Annotated in this window: 24 protein-coding genes; 6 read left to right on the forward strand and 18 right to left on the reverse strand. The window is 60.8% G+C overall.

The window, feature by feature from the left end; genetic code table 11:
• Positions 1 to 265: 265 nt before the first annotated feature.
• The gene (locus JZX89_RS23790) at positions 266 to 580 is read left to right on the forward strand and encodes a hypothetical protein (protein ID WP_207135527.1); all 315 of its coding nucleotides are present in this window, start codon (positions 266 to 268) and stop codon (positions 578 to 580) included.
• Here JZX89_RS23790 and JZX89_RS23795 read toward each other — a convergent pair whose 3' ends face one another.
• Positions 581 to 1,831 carry a class I SAM-dependent RNA methyltransferase gene (locus tag JZX89_RS23795; RefSeq protein WP_207135528.1) on the reverse strand — a complete coding sequence of 417 codons (1,251 nt, stop codon included), beginning with the start codon at positions 1,829 to 1,831 and terminating at the stop codon, positions 581 to 583.
• Positions 1,828 to 2,580: a TlyA family RNA methyltransferase gene (locus JZX89_RS23800; protein WP_149898704.1), complete on the reverse strand. Its 753-nt coding sequence runs from the start codon at positions 2,578 to 2,580 to the stop codon at positions 1,828 to 1,830. Before JZX89_RS23800 ends, JZX89_RS23795 begins: the two co-directional genes overlap by 4 nt.
• A gap of 270 nt (positions 2,581 to 2,850) precedes the next feature.
• On the opposite strand from JZX89_RS23800, the gene JZX89_RS23805 reads away from it, so the two are divergent.
• On the forward strand, positions 2,851 to 4,875 hold the full coding sequence (locus JZX89_RS23805) for a methyl-accepting chemotaxis protein (protein WP_153513279.1): 2,025 nt from the start codon (positions 2,851 to 2,853) through the stop codon (positions 4,873 to 4,875).
• Between the two features lie 93 nt (positions 4,876 to 4,968).
• Here the strand turns inward: JZX89_RS23805 and JZX89_RS23810 are convergent, their stop codons facing one another.
• Complete coding sequence (locus JZX89_RS23810) at positions 4,969 to 5,931, reverse strand: nucleoside recognition domain-containing protein (RefSeq protein ID WP_153513280.1); 963 nt, start codon at positions 5,929 to 5,931, stop codon at positions 4,969 to 4,971.
• 119 nt (positions 5,932 to 6,050) lie between these two features.
• Between JZX89_RS23810 and JZX89_RS23815 the strand changes: the two genes are divergently transcribed.
• Positions 6,051 to 6,503: an Lrp/AsnC family transcriptional regulator gene (locus tag JZX89_RS23815; RefSeq protein ID WP_149898707.1), complete on the forward strand. Its 453-nt coding sequence runs from the start codon at positions 6,051 to 6,053 to the stop codon at positions 6,501 to 6,503.
• 31 nt (positions 6,504 to 6,534) lie between these two features.
• Here JZX89_RS23815 and JZX89_RS23820 read toward each other — a convergent pair whose 3' ends face one another.
• On the reverse strand, positions 6,535 to 6,843 hold the full coding sequence (locus tag JZX89_RS23820; protein WP_149898708.1) for a putative quinol monooxygenase: 309 nt from the start codon (positions 6,841 to 6,843) through the stop codon (positions 6,535 to 6,537).
• Positions 6,844 to 6,848: 5 nt separating this feature from the next.
• Positions 6,849 to 7,643, reverse strand: a complete 795-nt coding sequence (locus JZX89_RS23825) for a helix-turn-helix domain-containing protein (RefSeq protein WP_207135529.1) — start codon at positions 7,641 to 7,643, stop codon at positions 6,849 to 6,851.
• Positions 7,644 to 7,750: 107 nt separating this feature from the next.
• On the opposite strand from JZX89_RS23825, the gene JZX89_RS23830 reads away from it, so the two are divergent.
• Positions 7,751 to 8,113 (forward strand): nuclear transport factor 2 family protein, encoded by a 363-nt coding sequence (locus JZX89_RS23830; protein WP_207135530.1) that lies wholly within the window; start codon positions 7,751 to 7,753, stop codon positions 8,111 to 8,113.
• A 42-nt stretch (positions 8,114 to 8,155) separates the two neighbouring features.
• Here JZX89_RS23830 and dxs read toward each other — a convergent pair whose 3' ends face one another.
• The 7 genes from dxs to JZX89_RS23865 form a co-directional block, all read right to left on the reverse strand.
• The gene (gene dxs, locus JZX89_RS23835) at positions 8,156 to 10,075 is read right to left on the reverse strand and encodes a 1-deoxy-D-xylulose-5-phosphate synthase (RefSeq protein WP_207135531.1); all 1,920 of its coding nucleotides are present in this window, start codon (positions 10,073 to 10,075) and stop codon (positions 8,156 to 8,158) included.
• Between the two features lie 99 nt (positions 10,076 to 10,174).
• On the reverse strand, positions 10,175 to 11,098 hold the full coding sequence (locus JZX89_RS23840) for a pirin family protein (RefSeq protein ID WP_207135532.1): 924 nt from the start codon (positions 11,096 to 11,098) through the stop codon (positions 10,175 to 10,177).
• A 312-nt stretch (positions 11,099 to 11,410) separates the two neighbouring features.
• Complete coding sequence (locus tag JZX89_RS23845; protein WP_003503059.1) at positions 11,411 to 11,665, reverse strand: exodeoxyribonuclease VII small subunit; 255 nt, start codon at positions 11,663 to 11,665, stop codon at positions 11,411 to 11,413.
• A gap of 2 nt (positions 11,666 to 11,667) precedes the next feature.
• Positions 11,668 to 12,603, reverse strand: a complete 936-nt coding sequence (locus JZX89_RS23850) for a histone deacetylase family protein (protein WP_207135533.1) — start codon at positions 12,601 to 12,603, stop codon at positions 11,668 to 11,670.
• Positions 12,604 to 12,628: 25 nt separating this feature from the next.
• Positions 12,629 to 13,192, reverse strand: coding sequence for a biotin transporter BioY (locus tag JZX89_RS23855; protein WP_207135534.1), 564 nt, complete (start codon positions 13,190 to 13,192; stop codon positions 12,629 to 12,631).
• Positions 13,193 to 13,197: 5 nt separating this feature from the next.
• A complete protein-coding gene (locus JZX89_RS23860; RefSeq protein ID WP_207135535.1) occupies positions 13,198 to 13,830 on the reverse strand; it encodes a CbiQ family ECF transporter T component in 633 nt (210 codons plus the stop codon).
• The gene (locus JZX89_RS23865) at positions 13,827 to 14,507 is read right to left on the reverse strand and encodes an energy-coupling factor ABC transporter ATP-binding protein (protein WP_207135536.1); all 681 of its coding nucleotides are present in this window, start codon (positions 14,505 to 14,507) and stop codon (positions 13,827 to 13,829) included. The genes JZX89_RS23860 and JZX89_RS23865 overlap by 4 nt, the downstream gene beginning before the upstream one ends.
• Before the next feature lie 113 nt (positions 14,508 to 14,620).
• On the opposite strand from JZX89_RS23865, the gene JZX89_RS23870 reads away from it, so the two are divergent.
• Positions 14,621 to 15,817, forward strand: a complete 1,197-nt coding sequence (locus tag JZX89_RS23870) for a winged helix-turn-helix domain-containing protein (RefSeq protein WP_207135537.1) — start codon at positions 14,621 to 14,623, stop codon at positions 15,815 to 15,817.
• A 263-nt stretch (positions 15,818 to 16,080) separates the two neighbouring features.
• On the opposite strand, the gene ribB is transcribed toward JZX89_RS23870, so the two are convergent.
• Together ribB and aroC are read right to left on the reverse strand one after the other, a co-directional pair.
• A complete protein-coding gene (gene ribB / locus JZX89_RS23875) occupies positions 16,081 to 17,181 on the reverse strand; it encodes a 3,4-dihydroxy-2-butanone-4-phosphate synthase (protein WP_149898718.1) in 1,101 nt (366 codons plus the stop codon).
• 12 nt (positions 17,182 to 17,193) lie between these two features.
• Positions 17,194 to 18,291: a chorismate synthase gene (gene aroC / locus JZX89_RS23880; RefSeq protein WP_207135538.1), complete on the reverse strand. Its 1,098-nt coding sequence runs from the start codon at positions 18,289 to 18,291 to the stop codon at positions 17,194 to 17,196.
• Between the two features lie 435 nt (positions 18,292 to 18,726).
• Here aroC and JZX89_RS23885 point away from each other — a divergent pair, with 435 nt between their 5' ends.
• The gene (locus JZX89_RS23885) at positions 18,727 to 18,987 is read left to right on the forward strand and encodes a DUF1344 domain-containing protein (RefSeq protein WP_006309807.1); all 261 of its coding nucleotides are present in this window, start codon (positions 18,727 to 18,729) and stop codon (positions 18,985 to 18,987) included.
• A gap of 257 nt (positions 18,988 to 19,244) precedes the next feature.
• Here JZX89_RS23885 and JZX89_RS23890 read toward each other — a convergent pair whose 3' ends face one another.
• From JZX89_RS23890 to JZX89_RS23905, 4 genes are all read right to left on the reverse strand, one after another.
• Complete coding sequence (locus JZX89_RS23890) at positions 19,245 to 19,838, reverse strand: histidine phosphatase family protein (RefSeq protein ID WP_207135539.1); 594 nt, start codon at positions 19,836 to 19,838, stop codon at positions 19,245 to 19,247.
• Between the two features lie 32 nt (positions 19,839 to 19,870).
• Positions 19,871 to 20,689 (reverse strand): enoyl-ACP reductase FabI, encoded by an 819-nt coding sequence (gene fabI, locus JZX89_RS23895; RefSeq protein WP_207135540.1) that lies wholly within the window; start codon positions 20,687 to 20,689, stop codon positions 19,871 to 19,873.
• A 131-nt stretch (positions 20,690 to 20,820) separates the two neighbouring features.
• The gene (locus JZX89_RS23900) at positions 20,821 to 21,936 is read right to left on the reverse strand and encodes a DnaJ C-terminal domain-containing protein (RefSeq protein WP_207135541.1); all 1,116 of its coding nucleotides are present in this window, start codon (positions 21,934 to 21,936) and stop codon (positions 20,821 to 20,823) included.
• A gap of 212 nt (positions 21,937 to 22,148) precedes the next feature.
• Complete coding sequence (locus tag JZX89_RS23905) at positions 22,149 to 22,598, reverse strand: RT0821/Lpp0805 family surface protein (protein WP_246746791.1); 450 nt, start codon at positions 22,596 to 22,598, stop codon at positions 22,149 to 22,151.
• Positions 22,599 to 22,600 lie beyond the last annotated feature (2 nt).

Consider the following 22,600-nt stretch of genomic DNA (forward strand, 5'->3'; position numbering starts at 1 on the left):
GGGTCCCGGTCTTCCATCCGCCACCGCAGCTGGAACAATAGCACAGCGCGGCGAAGGCAAGTTACAAGGGGGCAAGCTCTCCGAAATCCGGCAACGTCACCCCCTCATCCGACCCTTCGGGCCACCTTCTCCCCGGCGGGGAGAAGAAACGAGCGGCATCGTGGAGTTTGGAAGCCTCTGTGCTTTTGAATACGGATTATATATCGTCCATCAAACCGGTCCGGCAAAAACGGATCGCGCAAACTCTCCATCCGAAGGCACCCGCATGCGTCACCTCGTTTTCGCCCTGTCCGTCTTTCTCTCCGCCGCAACTATTGCAGAGGCAGCAGCGATCACGCCATTGCCGGTTTCGAGCAGCAACATCATTCTGGCGCAGTCCAACGACGACGATAGCCCGAACTTCAATTCCGGCAACAGCCGCAGTCACCAGCGCCGCGCGCGTTTCGTCTGCGTCATCACCCCGCCGGAAAGCGCCAATCGCCGCCGCCCTTATATCTGCCCGATCGAGCAGGGCCGCGTCGGCGGTTCCTGCCGTTGCTCCGGCGTGGTCGGCAACGGTACGGTTGATACCGCCTGGTGATTATTTCTCCAGCACCGCCACCGCTTCCACATGCGGCGACCACAGGAACTGGTCGACCGGTGTGACGCGGGTGACGCGATAGCCGCCCTCAACCAGAAGCGCGAGATCGCGGGCCAGCGTCAGCGGATTGCAGCTGACAGCGACGATTTTCTTTACCGTGCTGCGCGCCAGCTCCTTGCACTGGACTTCCGCCCCGGCACGCGGCGGATCGAACACGACAGCGTCGTAATTCTTCAATTCGCTGGTCATCAACGGCCGGCGGAATAGATCGCGTTTTTCGACGCTGACCGGTTTCAGGCCCTGCGTATTGCGGGCAGCAAAATCCAATGCCTTCAGTGCCTTGTCTTCGGCTTCCACCGCATGCACCTTGCCGATGCGGGCGAGTCTCAGCGCAAATGTACCGGAACCGCAGAAGAGATCGGCAATGCGTTTGGATTTGCCGATATGGGCAAGCACCAGTTCCGCCATGGCGTCTTCGGCCTGTTTCGTCGCCTGCGTGAAACCGCCGGCGGGCGGTGAGACCGGAACGCCGCCGAATTCGATGATCGGTTTTTGCGGCTCGATCAGGATTTCACCCGACAGCGAGACGCGGGCGATGCCGCGCATGGCCAGCACCGTTTCCGTCAGCGTCCGCCGCTGCTTGTCGTTGACCGACTTGATGCCCTCGACGGAAATATCGAGACCCGAGAGCGTTTCGAGAACGGTCATGCGGAACGGCTCGGCATTCGCCGCCATCGAAAGCCCGATGGCGCGGATGGCATCGAGGCGCGAGACGATGCCCGGCGATGTGACGGGACATTCCTCGATGGCGACGATGTGATGGCTGCTCGCCTGGCTGAAGCCCAGCAGCAGGCCCTTTTCCGTCCTGCGGGCGGCAAACACCGCGCGGCGGCGCTCGCCGGGGCGACAGATGACGAGATCATCCACGGGCGGTGTCAGACCCTTGGATTTCAGCGCTGAAACCACCAGTTCCCGCTTGAAAACATGGTAGGGCTGGTCGGCCAGATGCTGGAGCGAACAGCCACCGCAGGTGCCGTTGACGCCTTCAAGGCCGAAGTGCCGGCAGACGGGTTCGCGGCGGTCCGCAGAGGCTTCCGCAATCGACATGACCGTGCCGTGGTCCTTCACTTTGGCGATGGCCACCGTCTCGCCGGGCAGGGCGAAGGGCACATAGACCGGGCCGTCGGGACAGTGCGCGATGCCATCGCCCTGCGCACCGAGGCTCTTGATGCTGACGGTCTGGGTGCTCATGGCTTTTCGCCTCCGAGAAGAAATTCAACATTGCCATCGCCGCCGGCAATCGGCGAGGGAATGAGCCCGAGGCTCTTCCAGCCCATGTCTTCGACGAGCCAGCGTTCCAGTTCGGCGGCAACCGCAGGCGCCGTTTCCGGCTCCTTCAACAGCCCGGCCTTGCTGATCGCATCGCGGCCCGCTTCGAATTGCGGCTTCACCAGCAGGATCGCCAGAGCACCCGGTTCCGCAAGCTCAAGTGCCGGGGCAAGCGCCAGCTTGATGGAAATGAACGACACGTCGGAAACGATGAAGCCGATTGCCCGGTCATCGATATCTTCAGTGGTGAGGAACCGCGCATTCAGCCCTTCGAGACTGGTGACGCGCGGATCGTTCTCGATCCTTGGATGGATCTGCCCGTGGCCGACATCGATGGCGACGACATGTTTCGCGCCACGGTGCAGCAGCACCTCGGTGAAACCGCCGGTGGATGCGCCGACATCGAGACACTCAAGGCCCTTGGGATCGAGATTGAAATGATCGAGCGCGGCCGTGAGTTTGAGGGCGGCGCGAGAGACGTAAGCCTGCGCCGGATCGGTAATAGCGATCTTGACGTTTGCAGCGACGGTCTGGCTCGGTTTGGTGACGATTTTGCCGTTCACGCTCACGGTGCCGCGCGAAACCGCGTCGCGCGCACGCGAGCGGCTGGCGAAGTGGCCGAGCGACACGAGAAGCTGGTCAAGCCGTTCATTTTCAGGTGTTTTGGACATGGTTCCGTTCAATGACCGCCAAACCCCGCCGATGCAAGCGATTTATCGCTGAAATGGCCCGGAATGCCGCTGTCGTCGGTCAAGGTTGTGTTGCACCGCAAAGTCAGAATGTTCGATTAATCCAATATAAAGGCTTGTATTGCACTTTGTGCCCAAGGCCCGTGCGGCCACCGGAACCTGCCATGACGGCATCTCCTCCCATTCACAGAATTGCGACCGTTGCAGCGCAGACGCTTGCTCCGAGGCATCGGGTCGCCGAGAGAGTTTGCGATGTCGCTGAAAAATCTCCCCATTAACATAAAGCTCATTGTCACCTTCTGTGCCTTGATGAGCGTGTGCCTGCTCGCCTCTGCGGTCGTATTCTGGCAGACGCTGGGGAGCGAGCGTGTCACGATCGAAAACAACCGGACCAAGGACATCATCCAGGCAGTGGATGGTGCGACGGCCGCCATGCTGGAACAGGCCGTTAACCAGCGCGGCTTCCTGTTGTTTCGCAGCGACAGCACATACAACGATGTTTTCGCCCAGCGCGACATCATGTTGAAGAAGCTTGACGAAGCCCGCGCGCTCGCCGCCGGCCAGCCGGATATCCTGCAATCCATCGATGACATGCAGAAATCCGCCACCGTGTTCTTCAAGGAACTGGCGGAACCGCAGATCGCTGCCCGCAAGACCACGGAAGCGCCGATTTCCGACATCATCGAGATTGGCCGCAATCAGGCCAAGGGCCAGCTCGACGGTTTCCGCGCCGCCGCCGCCAAGATCAAGGAACAGCTGAACGGCCTGTCGACCGCCTATGCGGCTGAACAGCAGGCGGCAGCGCTGAACCTCAAATATGCGCTTCTGGGTGGCGGTGCCGTCGCCGGTCTTCTGGCCGTTGCCCTCATCTGGGCGCTGTCGCGCTCGATCGTCACGCCGATCGTCGGCATGACGGCGGCAATGAGCAGGCTTGCAGATGGTGACATGACTACCGAAGTTCCAGCCGTTGATCGCGGTGACGAAGTCGGCAAGATGGCGAAGGCCGTTCTCGTCTTCAAGCAGGCCGGACTGGAAAAGTCCCGCCTTGCCGGTGAAACCGAGCGCATGCGCTCCGCAACCGAGACCGAGCGCCGCCGGAACGAAGAAGAGAAGGCGCAGGACGAAGCCGCCAACACGCTTGCGCGCGACGAGCTGGGCAAGGGTCTTGCGGCTCTGGCCGAAGGCGATCTCGCCTACCGCATCGAAACACCTTTCGCTTCCTACATCGATCCCATCCGTATCGATTTCAACAGCGCAGTTGAAAAGCTGCAGCAGGCCCTGCGCACCGTTGGTGAGAACGCCGCCGCGATCAATGCAGGCGCTTCGGAAATGCTGTCGGCCGCCGACGATCTGTCGCGCCGCACCGAACAGCAGGCTGCCTCCATCGAAGAAACCGCCGCAGCATTGGAAGAAGTCACCACCACCGTGCGTGACAGTGCGCGCGGTGCGGAAGATGCCGGCAATCTGGTTCAGCGCGCCCGCGCCGGTGCGGAAAAATCAGGTGTTGTCGTGCGCAATGCGGTTTCCGCCATGCGCGAAATCGAGAAGTCCTCGGGCGAAATCGGCAACATTATCGGCGTCATCGACGATATTGCCTTCCAGACCAACCTGCTGGCGCTGAATGCCGGCGTGGAAGCTGCCCGCGCCGGTGATGCCGGCAAGGGTTTTGCGGTCGTCGCGCAGGAAGTCCGCGAACTCGCCCAGCGTTCCGCCAATGCCGCCAAGGAAATCAAGACGCTGATCAGCGCTTCCAGCCGTCAGGTGGAGAACGGTGTCAATCTCGTTGATGAGACGGGCAAGGCGCTGGAACTCATCGTTTCGGAAGTCGAAGAGATCAACGCCCATGTCAGCGCCATCGTCGTCGCGTCACGCGAACAGGCGACCGGCCTTCAGGAAATCAACACGGCCGTAAACACCATGGATCAGGGCACGCAGCAGAATGCCGCCATGGTGGAGCAGCAGACCGCCGCCAGCCATTCGCTCGCCCGTGAAGCGGAAGCCTTGAACAGCCTGCTTGGGCAGTTCCGGGTAGGCGGCGCTCACGGTGCGGTCGCCAGCGCCGGCGGTTATGCCGCCCCGCGCCAGTCTTCCTCCAGGCCCGCTTTCCAGCCTGCACCGCAGGCAGCGATGAAAAGAGCAGCGCCCGTGAAATCGGCGTCCGCCACCGCACGGCCAGTCAAATCACCGGCACGCGCCCTCGGCCAGAGCCTCGCCCGCGCCTTTGGCGGCGCTGCGGAAGCCCCGGCCGCGAAGGATCAGGACTGGACGGAATTCTGAGTCGGTTCTTTTGGATTGAACCCAAGGAAGGGGCCGTGAGGCCCCTTTTTGCATCAGCTTTTCAGATGAGATCGACGGCGTGCGCCGATCCGCCTACGTACTCTGTGGCCTGAATATCCGCTGGAAAAACACCTCATCGGACAGGCGGTGCAGCAAGGCGGCAATAGCTGCGGTTGCCGCGATGGCAAAAACCAGCCGTCCGACCAGGACGCCGTAAATATCGGCCCCCAGCGCCATCACCACAAGGGTGTCTTCGATCACGCTATGGGCAAAACCCATGAACACGCAGGACAGGAAGACCTGACGCGGCGAGATTGCCCCTGATTGCGCTTCGCGGATGAGAAAACCCGCGCCATAAGAAATACCGAGGAATAATCCGATGGCGGTGAGATGTTCGGCCTCGCCGCGAATGCCGGCAAGCCGCAGCAGGGGTGACAGCGCTTTCATCATCAGTGCCAGAAGGCCAGTCAGTCTGAGAATTTCCAGTCCGAGGGACAGCACGAGGAGGATGACAAGCATCCAGATCATGGTTTCACCGAGGCCCAGAAAATAGTCTCCCCATTCAGGCGTGGCGCCCATGGCAATCCAGGCGGGATTCACCGGGGTCGATAGCCACCCGGTCACGTCCAGAAGCTGGTGCAGGAGAAAGGCATAGAGCAATCCACCGCCGATGCGCAGCGCCGTGGTGACGAGCATGCCCGGTCCTGCCTTTTCGATGATTTTCTGCTCGATTGGCAGGCCATGCGCGAAGAGGATGAGCGCCGAAAAGACCGTGATATCGGCGACATCAAGCGAAGACGCGGGAACAAGCGTGAAGATAAGCGGCACCGCACCCCATATGCCGACCAGCATTGCCGTCAGCCATGCCAGACCGAGTTCCGGCGGCAGCCCGACGAGGTTCATCACCGGCGCAAAGGCCGGCGCCACCGCCTCGATCGCACCCATCCTCGACAATAGCTCGGTCAGGATGGCGATCGGAACGGTGATCCGCACCAGCACCCAGTAGATATCAAGCGTTTCCCGGGTTTTCTGCCAGATGGTGACGAAAATGGGCATGTGAGGCTCCTCGAAGGTTGTCCTCCTCCACTAGGCCGAACCCGTTCGCATTTGCGGTCAAAGGTTGCATGTTTGTGCAATTTTATTGCAAATTTATCCGCGAGAGATATGCTTCCAGCATGGATCGGATCGACCGGAAACTTCTGAACCTTTTGCAGGGCGATGCGTCGCGCACCAATGTGGATATGGCCGACGAGGTGGGGCTATCCCCTTCCAGCTGCCTGCGCCGCCTGCAGCGGCTGCGCAAATCGGGGGTGATCGACCGTATCGTCGCGATCCTCAATCCCGCAAAGGCCGGGCGCGTGATCAAGGCTTTGGTGACGGTGGAGCTGAAACTGCATGGCGAGCAGCATATGCGCCGCTTTCTGGATATTGCCAGTGCCGAAGAGGCCGTGTCACATGCCTATGCCGTGACAGGCGCAAGCGATGTCGTGCTGATGCTGCGCCTGCGTGACATGGAGGAATTCGACGCCCTCTGCGACAGGTTGTTCGATGACCAGCACAATGTCGCGCGCTTCTTCACGATGGTCGTCATCAAGACGGCAAAAGAGGAAACGGCCATTCGGCTTTGATCCAATGCTGCTATATTTTCCGCTGTCCCGCCTATGTGGCGTGATCCGCCCGCATGGGGTGCCAGACGGAGATATCCCGTGGGGCCTCCAGAAGGTCGGGCAGGGCATCGTGCCATGCCTGACGATACGGGCGACGTATCTGGACATCGAGCACGTCCTGATGGTCGCTCCAGGTCTCGTGCAGCAGGAAGCGGTTGTCGTTTTCACCGTCCCGATGCAGGGTGGCGTTCACGAACGTCCTTTCATGCCGCATGGCGTCGAGAAGTGCATTCAGCAATTCCAAAAAGCGCTCGCGCTGGCCGTCACGGACCTGGAAGCCGATGAGATAGGTGGTGTGCACGGGGCTTACTCCTTTGTGCCTGTCATCAGGGCGGCGCGGGTTGCCGCATCGGCGGGGTAGAAACATTCCAGCACCAGTTCGGACAGCGTGACATCGGTTGCGGTTCCGAAAACCGTGGTGGTGGAAATGAAACTCAGAACGGCGCCCGATGCCGGATCGCGCAGTTGCAATGGTATGGCCAGCGGATCGGCCTCGGCAGCATGGGGCGAGGCCTTCGGCGCGGGATAGGCGGAAAGCTCCGCATGCAACCGGCAAAGCACCTCGTCTCCCGTTTCCTCGACCTGACGGCGCAGACGCTCCAGCAGATGATGCCGCCATTCGGCGAGGTTGGCGATGCGGGAGCTTAATCCATCAGGATGCAGGCTCAGCCGCAGTGCATTGAGCGGCGCATGCAGCAGTTCCCCGGACACACCGACCAGAAGCGATGTGATCGCCTCATTGGCGAGAACGACGTTCCAGTGCCGGTCGACGGCAAGGGCGGGAAAGGGCATGTGGCCCTGCACCACTGTTTCGACGGCCTGTCGGGCCGCCGCCATGTCGGGCGCATCCAGCGAGCGTTCAGAATGGACGGGCGCATAACCCGCCGCCAGCATCAGCCGGTTGGCGGCGCGGGCGGGCATGGAAAGCTGCTCCGCCAGTTTCGCAAGCATCTCGCGGCTGGGGGATGATCGCCCGCTTTCAACGAAGCTCAGATGGCGTGCGGATATTTCCGCCTCCATCGCCAGATCGAGCTGGCTCAGCCTGCGGCGGGCACGCCATTCCTTCAGCACCTGGCCGACGTGTTCTCGATGATGTGTCATGCCCCGCAGCCTAGCAGAACATATCGGCAATGCGATTACCTCGCAGGTAATTGTTTCGCCTATCGACCCCCGGCATGTTTGGGCCGTCAACCAGAAGGAGCGCAATCATGACGCAACATCTCGCAATCGCCCGGACCTATCTCGCAGCCTGGAACGAAGAAGACAATGAACGCCGCAGGCATCTCGTCGGTCAGGCGTGGGCAGAAAACACACGCTACGTCGACCCGCTGATGCAAGGCGAAGGACAGCAGGGGATTGCCGCGATGATCGAGGCGGCGCGGCAGAAATTTCCGGGATATCGCTTCGCTCTTGCCGGCACCCCTGACGGACACGGCAACTTCACCCGGTTCTCATGGCGTCTCATTTCACCTGACGGAGACGATGTCGCTGGTGGCACAGACGTCGTCAGCCGTGATGCCGAGGGGCGGATCGACAATGTCGTCGGTTTTCTCGATGGCGCTGCATCCTGAGACAGAGGCGGGATAGTCCCGCCTCCTGTCCCGGCAATCTTGTCAGCCGGCGAAACCGACGCCGGCCTGACGCTGGCCGAGCGCATTGAACACGGTGGAAACGATGCCGGCACGGTCGAGGCCGGCATTGGCATACATGGTCTCGGGCTTGGCCTGCTCCACCCACTGGTCGGGCAGCGTCAGCGTCCGGACCTTCGGGCCATGGTCGAGCAGGCCGGCGCTTGCCATGAAATGCAGCACATGCGCGCCAAAACCGCCAACAGAGCCTTCCTCGATCGTCACCAGAACCTCGTGATGGCTGGCCAGCTGGCGGATGAGATCGAGATCGAGCGGCTTGGCGAAGCGTGCGTCGGCAACCGTGGTGGAAAGTCCGGCCGCTTCAAGGTCTTCGGCCGCCGCCAGGCATTCCGCAAGACGCGTACCGAAGGAGAGGAGCGCAACTTTGGTGCCTTCCTTGATGATGCGGCCTTTGCCGATTGCAAGAATCTCACCACGCGCGGGCATCTCGACGCCCACGCCTTCACCGCGCGGGTAGCGGAAGGAAATCGGGCCTTCATCATAGGCCGCCGCCGTGCGCACCATATGTTTCAGCTCCGCCTCGTCAGCTGCCGCCATCACCACCATGCCGGGCAGGGTAGCAAGGAAGGTGGTGTCGAAGGAGCCGGCATGGGTCGGCCCGTCCGCGCCGACAAAACCGGCGCGGTCGATCGGGAAACGCACGGGCAGGCTCTGGATCGCCACATCATGCACCAGCTGGTCGTAACCGCGTTGCAGGAAGGTGGAATAAAGCGCGCAGAACGGCTTGTACCCGTCAGCCGCAAGCCCCGCCGCAAAGGTGACGGCATGCTGCTCGGCAATGCCGACATCGAAGGTGCGGGACGGGAAAAGCTCGGCCATCTTGTCGAGGCCTGTACCGTTCGGCATGGCGGCGGTGACGCCAATGATCTTGTCGTCGAGCGTCGCTTCCTGGATCAGGGCTTCGGCGAAGACGCTGGTATAGCTCGGCGCATTCGGCTTGGCTTTCGCCTGCGCGCCGGTGATGACGTCGAACTTGTTGACGCCGTGATATTTGTCCGCAGCGGCCTCCGCCGGCGCATAACCCTTGCCCTTCTGCGTCACCACATGAATGAGAACAGGGCCTTTCTGGTTGTCGCGCACATTGCGCAGCACCGGCAAAAGGTGATCGAAGGAATGACCGTCGATCGGGCCGATGTGGTAGAAGCCAAGCTCCTCGAACAGCGTGCCGCCGGTCACATAGCCGCGCGCATGGGTGACTGCGCGGGTAATGGCGCGGTCGATGGTCTTGCCGAGATAGGCCGTGAGTTTCTTGCCGAAATCGCGAAAGCCCATATAGGTGCGGCCGGAGGCCAGCCGTGCCAGATAGGCGCTCATAGCGCCCGTCGGCGGCGCAATCGACATGTCGTTGTCGTTGAGGATGACGATCAGCCGCGCGTCGAGCGCACCGGCATTGTTCAGCGCCTCAAACGCCATACCCGCCGACATGGAACCGTCGCCGATGACGGAAATGACCTTGCGGTCGCTGCCGTCAAGACCCGCCGCAACCGCCATGCCGAGGCCGGCGGAAATGGAGGTGGAGGAATGGCCGGCGCCAAAATCGTCATATTCGCTTTCGGCCCGTCTTGTGAAGCCGGAAAGCCCGTCTTCCTGGCGCAGCGTGCGGATACGGTCGCGCCGACCAGTCAGGATCTTGTGCGGATAACATTGGTGGCCGACATCGAAGATCAGCCGGTCTTCCGGCGTGTTGAACACCTTGTGAATGGCAATCGTCAGTTCCACCACACCGAGGCCGGCACCCAGATGGCCACCGGTTTTCGACACCGCGTCGATCATCTCGTCGCGCAGTTCCCGTGCCAGTTCCGGCAGGTCGCGATCATCGATCTCCTTGAGATCGGAGGGAAAATTCACCCGGTCGAGCAATGGTGTCTGTGGCATTCCGGTCAATCGTTCGGCCTTTTCTTGTCGTCAGCAGGGCGTGCCAGAGCGTCTTTCATGTCGAAAGCCGACGGTGCAGCCATGCATGTCGTACACTTCTATAGAATTTCAACCTTCCGGCAAAGGGACAAACTCTTCTTCGTCGCCGGGAACGATGTCGAAGCGTCCGGTTCTCCACTCCTGTTTGGCCTGTTCTATGCGTTCTTTTGATGACGAAACGAAGTTCCACCAGATGTAGCGGCGTTGATTAAGTGCCGCCCCGCCGAAGATCATGATGTGACAGCCATTGCTGCCGGCCTGCAGCGTGATGTCATCGCCGGGCCGGAAGACGAGCAGCTGGTCGGCGGCAAAGATATCGCCCGCCACATCCAGCGAACCGGACAGAATATAGATCGCCCGCTCCTCATGATCAGCGGAGAAGGGGAATTTTACCCCCGGCTCCAGCGAAAGATCGACATAAAGCGTATCGGTAAAGGCCGAAACGGGGGAGGTGAGGCCTTCGAATTCGCCGATCACCACCCGGCCGGTCGCGCCCTTGAGGTCGATCAGCGGCATGTCTTCTTTCGCCGTGTGGGCAAAGGCGGGGGCGATTTCTTCCATGTTGTCGGGCAGCGCCAGCCAGGTCTGCAGGCCGGACATGGAAAGCGGATGGCCACGCAGATTTTCCGGCGTGCGTTCCGAATGCACGATACCACGCCCGGCCGTCATCAGGTTGATATCGCCGGGGCGAATGACGAGTTCGGTGCCGAGACTGTCTCGGTGCTTGATTTCGCCGTCGAACAGATAGGTAACGGTGGAAAGCCCGATATGCGGATGCGGTTTGACGTCGAGCGCCTCACCCGCCTTCAGGATCGCCGGTCCCATACGGTCGAAAAAGATGAACGGCCCCACAAGCCGCCGCTGCCGCGTCGGCAGCGCCCGCCGCACGGCAAAACCGCCGATGTCGCTGGTACGCGGGATGATGAGGTTTTCGATGGCGTCGCAGGCAAAGGCATCACCCGCATCGGGATCGTTGCCGGGAAAGAAGGACATTGCAAGCTCCTCGTATCGTCTGCGTGGAGTTTAGCATAACCGAGGGTGAGGGGGAGCACGGCGATATCGAACGCAGTGTTATCGAACCGTTGAAACACGGAATTGTGAGAAGGCCAACTCCATGCGGTCACTGCTGACAGAGGGTTTCAAACCTCTCCTCCGTCATCCTCGGGCTTGTCCCGAGGATCTAAACACGTTCGAAAAATCAATGCGTTGTGGATCCTCGGGACAAGCCCGAGGATGACGTCGAGTGTTTGAAGCGGGAGGTGACTACTCTATCGAATCACGTCCAAACGCTCCCGCTAAACGCAATCATTCCCCGTCGAGCGGCTCCACGCCCTGCGGTTTTCCGGCCCGGTCGAGACGGATTTTTTCGATTCGCTTTTCGGCGGCGTTCAACAGCGTCTCGCAGTGCTTCTTCAGGGCTTCGCCGCGCTCATAGATGGCAATTGATTCGTCCAGCGCAACGTCTCCGCGTTCCAGGCGTGCGACAATGCTTTCCAGCTCGGCGACGGCCTTTTCGAAGGAATAACCGCTGACATCGGCTGTGTTGGCATTTTCCGTCATGTTCAACCCTTCATCATTCTCAAAATATGCATGGCTGCCGATTCCGCCAGCCCTTCCAGATCATAACCACCTTCAAGCAGGCTGACGACCCGGTTCGATGCGTATTTGTCGGCCATTTCCAGAAGCCGGCCCGTCGCCCAGTCGAAATCTTCGCCGACCAGATTGATCTGTGCCAGCGGATCGCGGTGATGCGCGTCGAACCCGGCGGAGATGAGGATGAGATCAGGCGAAAAATCGGCAATTGCCGGCAGCACGCGGGATTTGAAGGCCTCACGAAAATGGTCGCTGCCGGTATTGGGCGAAAGCGGGGCGTTGACGACGTTGTTCTTGACGCCGGTTTCGTTCTTGTCGCCGCTCCACGGGTAAAGCGGCATCTGGTGGGTGGAACAGAACAGCACGGAAGTATCGTTCCAGAAGATGTCCTGCGTGCCGTTGCCGTGATGCACGTCCCAGTCGATGATGGCGATGCGCTCCGCTCCATGTTTTCTCTGAGCATGGCGGGCGGCGATTGCCACATTGTTGAAAAGACAGAAACCCATGGCCTTGGCGGTTTCCGCATGGTGGCCCGGCGGGCGGGCAGCGACGAAGACATTATCGGCAGCACCGGTAAACACGTCGTCCACCGCAGCCATTGCCGCACCGATGCCGGTCAGCGCCGCCTGCAGGCTTTTCGGCGAGACGTAAGTGTCGGCCTCGATACGGTTGATCTCGCCATCCTCTTGCGGGATCTGGCGCATGACGGCAAGCAGATGCTCTTCCGGATGCGCCAGCAGCACCGCATCCTCATTGGCCTGCGGCGCTTCTTTCCGTTCCAGCCGCTCGAAATTCGGATGTTCGAGCGCGATGTTCAGCGACCGCAGGCGGTCCGGCCGCTCCGGGTGACCTTCGGGCGTGATATGCTCGAGGAAGATCGGGTGTTCGTATAAACGCGTCGCCATGCTTTTCCTCCTGAAGAAAGTCTGTTCAGGCGCGCTGCGGCAGAAGCGGATAACCCGCCATCACGGCACGGCCGGCCAGTGCGGCAAGCACGGCCTTCAGCGCATCGCCGGGAATGAAGGCGAGCGAACCCATAAAGGCCTTTTCGAAACCGAGCCCGACAACCAGCGCCAGATAGGTGATGCCGAAAGCATAAAGCACGACCACGCCGCCGATGAGGCTGGCGACGAAGAAACCAACGCCCTGCGCCAGAGCGGATTGGCTGCGATTGACGAGTTTTTCCGAGAGCGTGCCGGTGACGAAGACAGCTGCGATCCAGCCGATCAGGAAGCCCGTCGTCGGCGTGGTGAAAATCGAAAGACCACCGCGTCCGCCCGAGAGGACCGGCAGGCCGATGGCGGCAATCAGGATCGTCAGCAGCACCGCGAGCATGCCGCGCTTCGCACCCAGCACGACGCCGGCCAGCATGACGCCGAGCGACTGCGCGGTGATCGGCACGGGGATGAAACCGAGCGTGATCGGCGGCAAAAGCCCGAGTGCGATGATGATAGCGGAAAACAGCGAAATCAGCACAAGGTCGCGGGTCGTCATGGCACTCAAAACTCCGGATGGTTATCTGGTGCCAAGCTTTGGCCTCTGAAACCGCGCGCGTCAATGGCGTCGGCAATGGCGTCGGCATCCTTCAACGTCATAATGACGAGTGGCACGATGATGGTGGCCATGCGCACGGGCAGGCCGCGCGCGCGGTGGGCATCGCGCACCGCATGATACCGGTTGACGATCTCAGGCACGAACCGCACGACGAGCCCGACCGCAAGCCCGATATCGGCAGCCTTGACCAGCCCGAGCCGTTCCAGAGGTGCGGCGGCAAGCGTGATCTCGTCCATGAACTGCGAAATGCTGACGGTGATGGTGACGGCGGTGGCGAGCAGCGCCAGCGCTGTCAGCCGCAAAAGGTTGACACTCGCATCATGGGCCGGAAGCAGCAGGTAGCTGAAGGCTGCGACGAGGAAAATGGTCAGCATCACCGGCCGCAGCCGCAGGCCGATCTCTCGCAAGGGCAACCGCGTCTCGCGCAAGATGACGGCCGCCAAAGTCACGGCGCATCCCAGCAACAACAGATCGCGGGTAAGGAACAGCGCGATGCTGAAGACCATGAGCGTCAGGAGCTTGAGGCGCGGCGAGACGCGGTAGAGCCAGCCCGTGCCTTCAACGTGCAGCGATTTCATCGCGCCACCGCCGCGAGATATTGCGACACTGCCTCTTCTGGCGCTGCGTCCGCAATCAGCGCGCCGCCGTGGAAAACCAGCACACGGTCGAAGCCTTCAAGCAGCGGCAGATCATGGGTGATGACGATGAGTGACTGCGACAGCGTCGCCATGGTCTTTTCCACGACAGCCCGGTTTTTGAGATCAAGCTGGTTGGTCGGCTCGTCGAGAATAAGGATGTCCGGTTCGGTAACCAGAAGCGCGGCCAGCGCCGCAAGCTGCAGCTCCCCGCCGGAAAGCTCATGCGCGCGTCTCTCTTCAAGATGGGAAATGCCTAGCCGGGCAAGAATGGCTTTGACCTTGGCGTCGGTTTCCGCCTTGCCGAGACCGAGCCGTTTCAGCCCGAAGGCGACATCGTCGCGCACGATCGGCAGGATGATCTGGTTCTGCGGATTCTGGAAGATGAAACCAACTGTCTGCAAGACCGCCTTGGCATCCGTCACGGTGTCGAGACCGTTGACATTGACCTTGCCCTCGCTCGGCTTGTTCAGCCCGTTGATCAGCCGCGCAAAGGTGGTCTTTCCCGAGCCGTTGAGGCCGATCACGCCGATGCGCCGTTCCGTCAATGTCAGAGACAGGGGCTGCAGAGCCTGCCGGCCCTCGAAAGCGACCCCGGCGGCGTCGAAACGGATTTCCAAGCTTACATCCTCGCGCTCGTTTTCCGGTTCTATACCCTGTCATCAACAGAAGTGAAACAAGGAACAAAAAAAGAACATTGCAATCCTGAAAAAGCCGTCATACCTTCTGCGCCATGGTGATCAAGGTTTCAAACGAAGCGGCAAGACGAATTTTTCTGGCGCGGCAGGGGCTTTCCTCGCCGCCCGGCAAGGCGCTTTCCAAGAGCGACCTGCTGCAACTCATAACCGAACTCGGTTTTGTGCAGGTGGACAGCATCGGCACGGTAGAGCGCGCCCATCACCAGATTATCTTCTCCCGCAACCAGACCTACCGGCGCGACCATCTGACCACGCTGCTGGAAAAGGACCGCGCGCTTTTCGAGCACTGGACGCATGACGCTTCCATCGTGCCGACGGAATTTTATCCCTATTGGAAGCACCGCTTCCGCCGTCGTGAACCGATCATTCAGGAGCGCTGGCGCAAATGGCATGGCGAGGGCTTCGATGCCGCTTTCGGTGAAACGCTGGAGCGCATTGCCGCGACAGGTCCGGTTCTGGCGCGGGAGCTGAAGGAAGAGGGGCACCAGTCCGGGGGCTGGTGGAACTGGCATCCGTCCAAGACCGCGCTCGAATATCTCTGGCACACCGGCAAGCTCGCGATTGCCGGCCGCGTGAATTTCCAGAAGGTCTATGATCTGGCCGAACGGGTCATTCCCGGCGAGCATCACGAAAGCGAAGTGGAGCATGCGGAATTCGTCGACTGGGCCTGCCGGCAGGCGCTGAAGCGGCTGGGTTTCGCCACCCACGGCGAAATCGCCGCTTTTTTTGATCTCGTCAACCCACAGGAGGCGAGGGATTGGGTCAAAAGCCACCGCGACGAACTCTGCGAGGTCTCGCTTCTTGCAAGCGGCGGCGACACTGCCCGCCCGTCCTACGCCTTTGCCGATTTCACCGCCGACCTGACCGACGTGCCGGAACCCTCATCCCGCGTCCGCGTCCTCAGCCCCTTCGATCCGCTGTTGCGTGACCGCAACCGCACGGAGCGGCTGTTCGGCTTCTATTACCGCATCGAGGTCTTCGTGCCGGAGCCGAAGCGGCAATATGGCTATTATGTCTTCCCGCTTCTGGAGGGCGACCGCGTGATCGGTCGCATCGACATGAAGGCGGATCGCAAGCGTGGTACGCTGGATGTTCGTCGTCTCTGGCTGGAACCGCGCGTGCGCGCCTCGGCCGGTCGGCTGGAGAAGCTCGACGCGGAACTGGCGCGGCTTGCCCGGTTTACGGGGGTCGAGAGTGTGAATTATCTGGACGGCTGGCGGGAGGAAAACTGAGGTTTTTCGCTCGCGACACTGTGAGGCTGACATCCCCGCGCGACGCCGTTTTCGCCTCTGAGGTAGCACGGCGTTGCCGCCTATTTCTTCTCGCCGCCGGGGAGAAGGTGGCCCGAAGGGTCGGATGAGGGGGCAAGCTCTCCGTATATCGACAACGTGGCCCCCTCAACCCGCTGCCGCGACCTTCTCCCCGGCGGGGAGAAGGCGAGGATGCACCCACTCGCGTCACAATTGCCCTGGAAAACCAAGGCAAACCCCAAAAATCAGCAGATATCCGTCGCCGAAATCTGGATGCCGAAGCCTTCAAGCCCGACATAATGGCGTTCACGGGTGGTCAGCAGCTTGATGGAGCTGATGCCGAGGTCTTTCAGAATCTGCGCGCCGAGGCCAATTTCCAGCCATTCATTCTCGCGCGACCGGGCCTGGGCATGTGCTTCGTCCGGGTCACGCGCCTTGCGCCGCCCGGCCACCTGGCCGACACCGACGGAGCCTTCGCGCAGATAGACGATGACGCCGCGGCCTTCCTCGGCGATCTTCTGCATATAATGCCGCACTGGCTGGCGGTCGCCGAACACGTCGTCTGCGACGTTTTCCGGGTGAAGACGGACGGGAATGTCGACGCCGTCCCTGATGTCGCCGAAAATCACCGCCATATGCTGCATCGGATCCCAGGGCAGGGAATAGGTCTGCGCCTTGGCCGGCCCGAAGGGTGTTTCGATGGTGAAGGAGGATTCCATCTCCACCAGCGTTTCCTTGCGCTGGCGATAGGCGATGAGATCGGCGACCGACACATGTTTCATGCCGTGCCTGTCGGCGAAATCCAGAACCTGCGGGCCGCGCATTACGCTGCCATCATCATTCACCAGCTCGCTGATGACGCCGATGGGCGGCAGGCCGGCGAGCCGGCAGAGATCGACCGCCGCTTCGGTATGGCCGGAGCGCATCAAGACGCCGCCCTCGCGGGAAATCAGCGGGAAGATATGGCCCGGCCGTGTGAAATCGGAAGCGCCAACATTGGGGTTTGCAAGGTTGCGCACCGTCAAAGTGCGGTCGTCGGCGGAAATGCCCGTCGTGGTGCCGTGCTTGAAATCGACGCTGACGGTGAAGGCCGTCGTATGCGCGCTGTCGTTTTCCGCCACCATGGCGTTGAGGTTCAGCCGCTTGGCTTCCTCGCGCGGCATGGGGGCGCAGACGATGCCGGAGGTATGGCGCACGATCAGCGCCATTTTTTCCGGCGTGCAGTGAACCGCCGAAATGATCAGATCGCCTTCGTTCTCGCGGTCGTCATCATCGGTCACGACAACGATTTCACCGGCTTCGAAAGCGCGAATGGCATCGACAACACGTTTCTGATCATAGGCCATGGCGATATCCCCTCACTTCAACCGGCCGGTCTGGCCGCGGTCCCTCAGATAATGGTCGGCAACGGTGCAGGCCACCATCGCCTCGCCGATAGGCACAGCGCGGATGCCGACGCAGGGGTCGTGACGACCCTTGGTGCGCACATCCACATTATTGCCGTCGGTATCGATGGACAGACGCTCCGTCAGAATGGAGGAGGTGGGCTTGATGGCGAAGCGGGCGATCACGGGCTCGCCGGTCGCGATGCCGCCAAGAATGCCGCCGGCATGGTTGGACAGGAAAATCGGCTTGCCGTCATTGCCCATGCGCATCTGGTCGGCATTCTCTTCGCCGGAAAGCTCGGCAGAGGCGAAACCTTCGCCGATCTCCACGCCCTTGACGGCGTTGATCGACATCAGGCTGGAGGTGATATCCTGATCGAGCTTGGCATAGATCGGTGCGCCGATACCGGCGGGAACGCCTTCCGCCACCACTTCGACGACAGCACCGATGGAAGAGCCCGCCTTGCGGATGCCGTCCAGATACTCTTCCCAGACAGGCACCATGGCCGCATCGGGGCAGAAGAACGGGTTCTGGTCCACCTGGTCCCAATCCCAATTGTCGCGGTTGATCTTGTGTTTGCCGATCTGCACCAGCGCGCCGCGCACATTGAGATCAGGCACCACCTTGCGCGCAATCGCGCCCGCCGCTACCCGCGCTGCGGTTTCGCGCGCCGAGGAGCGTCCGCCGCCGCGATAGTCGCGAATGCCGTATTTCAGGTCATAGGTAAAATCCGCATGGCCGGGGCGGAAACGTTTGGCGATCTCGCCATAATCCTTGGAACGCTGGTCGGTATTTTCGATCAGCATGGAAATCGGCGTGCCTGTTGTGATCATCGTTTCACCGTCCTCGTCCAGCATCACGCCGGAGAGAACTTTCACGATATCGTCTTCGCGACGCTGGGTGACGAAACGGCTCTGGCCGGGTTTGCGCTTGTCCATCCAGTGCTGCACTTCGGCAAGGGTAAAACGCAGGCCGGGCGGGCAGCCATCCACCACGCAGCCAAGTGCCGGCCCATGGCTTTCTCCCCAGGTGGTAACGCGAAAAAGATGACCGAAGCTGTTATGCGACATAGTTCTCAAAACCGGAAAACAGGGCGCCTGCGGGTAGCGCCGTTTAAAACAAGCGGATTTGTCTTAGTGTAAATCCGGACAAGGCAAAAGCCTTTCTTTCGCTGCGGCGGGATAAGTGCCGAACACGACATCAACAGGCGTCTTCCCCATCCCGCAGGCAAGCGCCGGGATGAGAGTGGGCGGCGATTCGTGCCGGCCGACGAGATTTTTCGAGATGACGGAAATGTAAAAGCGCCGTCGTTTTCCACGTTTATACGGAGTTTTCCAATATTGCCGCGAAATGCGGTGTAAAAATCACTAACGGCTTGAACACGATCCCAAATCCGTTCATCAATTGGGCCGAAAATGTCATGGTTGCGGGCGATTTCCGCCACATTCGAAAGGCAATTCTTCATGCATGTAAGGTTTTCACGCAAATCCACGAAAGCTAGATCGATGCGTATGATGATTGCCGCCCTTCTGGCCACCGCCAACCTCCTGATGCCGATCAACAGCTTCGCCCAGAGCGTCGATGTGGAAGGCACGATCAGCAAGATCGATGCGAACGGGCTGAGCATTACGCTCAACGACGGCAAGACCTATCGTGTGCCGGAAGAGTTCAACTTCGAAGGTTTGAAGGCGGGCGTGAAGGTCGTGGTTTTCTATACGGAAGTGGATGGGAAACGCGTGGTCGACGATCTTCAGGTCGTTGAGTAAGGCGGCTCGGGTTTACGTATCATCATCCTAAAACCGCCGTTGTGAAATGAGCGTTTGCACCTTGTTTCTTCTCCCCGCCGGGGAGAAGTCCGCGGCAGCGGGATGAGGGGGCAAGCTCTCCGAAATCCGGCAACGTCACCCCCTCATCTGACCCTTCGGGCCATCTTCTCCCCGGCGGGGAGAAGAAATATGCGGCACCGTCCTGCGAATATACAAGCGTCTCAAAGACGCCGCCGAGGGCTATTCCCGGTGATCCCTCACGACACCCACTCCGCACTGTTCCTGTCCATCTCCACCTTCAAAATCCGGTCCTGCGGGATTTGCGTTCGTGAAGCCTCGTCCTTGTCCATGCCGGAGACCAGCCGGAAGATCGAGCGGATGACGCCGCCGTGGCAGACGCAGACGGTTGGCACCTCGACGGAGGAGAGCCATGCGCCGATGCGCCAGGAGAGGATTTCATAGCTTTCGGCATCCTGGCCGGGGGGAATGAAATCCCACTTGTTGGCCTTGCGCGCCTTCACCCGGTCAGGAAATTCCTTTTTCAGATCGGGCAGGGTGTGGCCTTCCCAGTCGCCGAAGGAAACTTCGATCAGGCGGTCATCGGTGCGGTAGGCAAAGGGGTCGAGACCCATCGCGCCGCGCATCAGTTCCATGGTTTCGCGCGTGCGCCCCAGCGGGCTTGCCACATAGTCAAAATCCGTGGCCTGCTCGCCGAGTAAATGGGCTAGCAGCCTGCCATTGCCGACCGCCTGCTGGCGGCCGAAATCATTGAGCGGAATGTCTTTCTGGCCCTGAAGCCGGCGTATCGCATTCCAGTCCGTTTGTCCGTGCCGGATCACATAGACGAGCAAGGCGATACCCCTGTTTCAAGCATTCCTGATGGTTAGTCCTTGACCACCGAAATGTCAGGCGCATCCACCGCCTTCATGCCGATGGTGTGGTAACCGGAATCGACATGGTGGATTTCGCCGGTCACGGCGGTCGAAAGGTCGGACAGCAGGTAAAGCGCCGACTTGCCGACTTCCTCGATCGACACCGTGCGCTTCAGCGGCGCATTATATTCATTCCACTTCAGAATATAACGGAAGTCGCCGATGCCGGAGGCGGCAAGCGTCTTGATCGGACCGGCGGAAACGGCGTTGACGCGGATGCCGCGATTGCCGAGGTCGACGGCGAGATAACGCACGCTGGCCTCAAGTGCGGCCTTGGCCACACCCATGACGTTGTAGTTCGGCATGACCTTCTCTGCGCCGTAATAGGTCAGCGTGACGATCGAGCCGCCATCATTCATGATCGGCTCTGCGCGCTTGGCGACAGCGGCCAGCGAAAAGACGGAAATGTCCATGGTGCGGTTGAAATTGTCACGGCTGGTATCGAGGTAACGGCCGGTCAGCTCGTCCTTGTCGGAAAAGGCGATGGCGTGCACGACGAAGTCGATCTTGCCCCAGTGCTTTTCCAGCGCGGCAAAAACCGCGTCGATCGTCCCGAGGTCCGTCACGTCGCAATGGCCGGCCATGAAGGCGCCAAGTTCCTGCGCCAGCGGCTCGACACGCTTCTTCAGCGCGTCACCCTGCCAGGTGAGTGCGAGTTCCGCGCCTGCGTCGGCGCAGGCCTTTGCAATGCCCCAAGCGATTGAACGATTATTTGCGACGCCCATGATAAGGCCGCGTTTGCCAGCCATGAGGCCGGATGCCTGAGCCATTTTATGCTCCCTGATACTTTCGATTGATCCTGCCTATGGCATAGGCTGCAATCCTGTTCAAGATTACCAAAGATCATCAACTGTTAGGGAGCGTAACAAAGGGTGCGTTGTCCCGGCTATTCGCAAAACTTTCACAAATAAAGGCCTTCGCGCATGTGGCGCATCAGGTCGGTCACCTTTTCATCCGGCTTTTCGAGCAGGACGATGCGCAATTCGATGACGAGATCGCCATATCCACCCTTGCCATCGGCAAGGCCCTTACCGGCGAGCCGCAGCTCGCGATCGGAACCCGACCAGGCGGGAATGCTGAGATTTTCCTCGCCAAGCGGGGTGCGGACTTTCGTTTCGCAGCCCAGAACCGCATCCCCGAGCGAGATCGGCAACGTCGTGTGAATATCGAAGCCGCGAACGGAAAAGGCGTCGTCGCGTGCGGCAAGCAACGTCACGGCAAGATCGCCGCGCGCCATGCCGGGAAGTTTCAGCCCCTGTCCTTTGAGCCTCACCACATGGCCGTCAGTCATGCCCGGCTCAAGCTGGAAGCGGGCTTCCCGCTCCTCGGCAAGCCCAACGGTGATCCATTTGCGCTCCAAAAGGTCGGTGACCGTGACGGTGGCTTCGGCCGTAATGTCGGGCGCTTTTTCCGGAACCGGCTGCGGTGTGCGGAACCGGCGCACGAGAGCGCTGAAAAGATTGGCGGCAAGCGAGGCAGGCGCGGATTTATCGTCGCCTGCGCCGGGCTGCGTGGTCTCGCCGGCGCCCGGCATATCGCCTCTCGCGCCGCTGGCCGCAGCCTTCGCCGCTTCGGCCGCCTGTTGCACCTTGGGATCGTTCTGCGCATCGGCGCCGAAAATCCGCTCGACGATATCCTCGGCCGTTTCGGCCTTACCGTCGGTTTTCTGGCCGGTCTGCGCCCGGTTTCGGGCATCGGCGCGGGCCAGTTCCTCCATCAGCTTCTCAGCGGCCTTGGCGCGTTCCTCTGCCTCGCGGGCCGACGCCCGCTGCTGCATGATTGTTTCGCCGCGCTGCTTCTTCTCGGCCGCCTTGCGGGCCTGATCGTAAAGATCGCGTTTTTTGGGGTCTTTCAAAAGGTCATAGGCCTGGCCGATCTCGGCGAATCGCGCCGAAGCGTCGGGGTCGTCGCGATTGGCGTCGGGATGCACGGTTTTCGCCTTCGTGCGCCAGGCGGTCTTGATTTCCTCGTGGCGGGCATCACGCTTAACGCCGAGGATCGAATATGGATCGCGCATCCGAAACACCAGTTACGTTGGCTCAGGCGCCTGCTGCCCATCATGGCGCAATCCTGAAACTAACCCCTCCGAAAAGGGATGCCCGCGATCATTCGCGGTCACGCCCTCGGTTTAATCAACGTCGACTGTTGCAATAAGTTGCTAATCACTCCTTTACGCGCGAAGCGCGGCGCGGGGTGGCCGGCTTTATTCCATGCGCCAAGGTAAACAGATTATTTCTGCTCGAAGCGGGTCATCAACCATTCGCCGGTTTCCGAAAGGCAGGCCTGTCCGGAGTAAGCGGCTACGCCTTCGAAGGAGTGGCGTGTCGTCCTGAAATCGCGGCAGACGAAACCGCTGGATTTGTCTTCATGAATGGCGGTGACGACACCCGCGCTGCCGGTTGCGGCATTGGCCCAGGGCAACGGCTGGTCGGCCAGTTTGGCAAGATCGGCGGATGTTACCGCATTGCGAATGGTCGCATCATCCGTCTGCTGGCCGTTATTCGGCTGGTTGCGAACGGAGGCTGTGGAAAGCGTGCGGTCGACTTTGTCGCCGCCGAACAGATCGAGGCTGACGCAGCCGCTCAGCACCACGAGCATTGACACGACGGCGGAAACTTCCGCGATCGACGAAAGGAGGCCCTTTGTTCGACTGTTCGACTTTGCTATGACGGTCACCATCT

The sequence above is a fragment of the Agrobacterium burrii genome (assembly GCF_017313405.1).
Taxonomy (GTDB): domain Bacteria; phylum Pseudomonadota; class Alphaproteobacteria; order Rhizobiales; family Rhizobiaceae; genus Agrobacterium; species Agrobacterium burrii.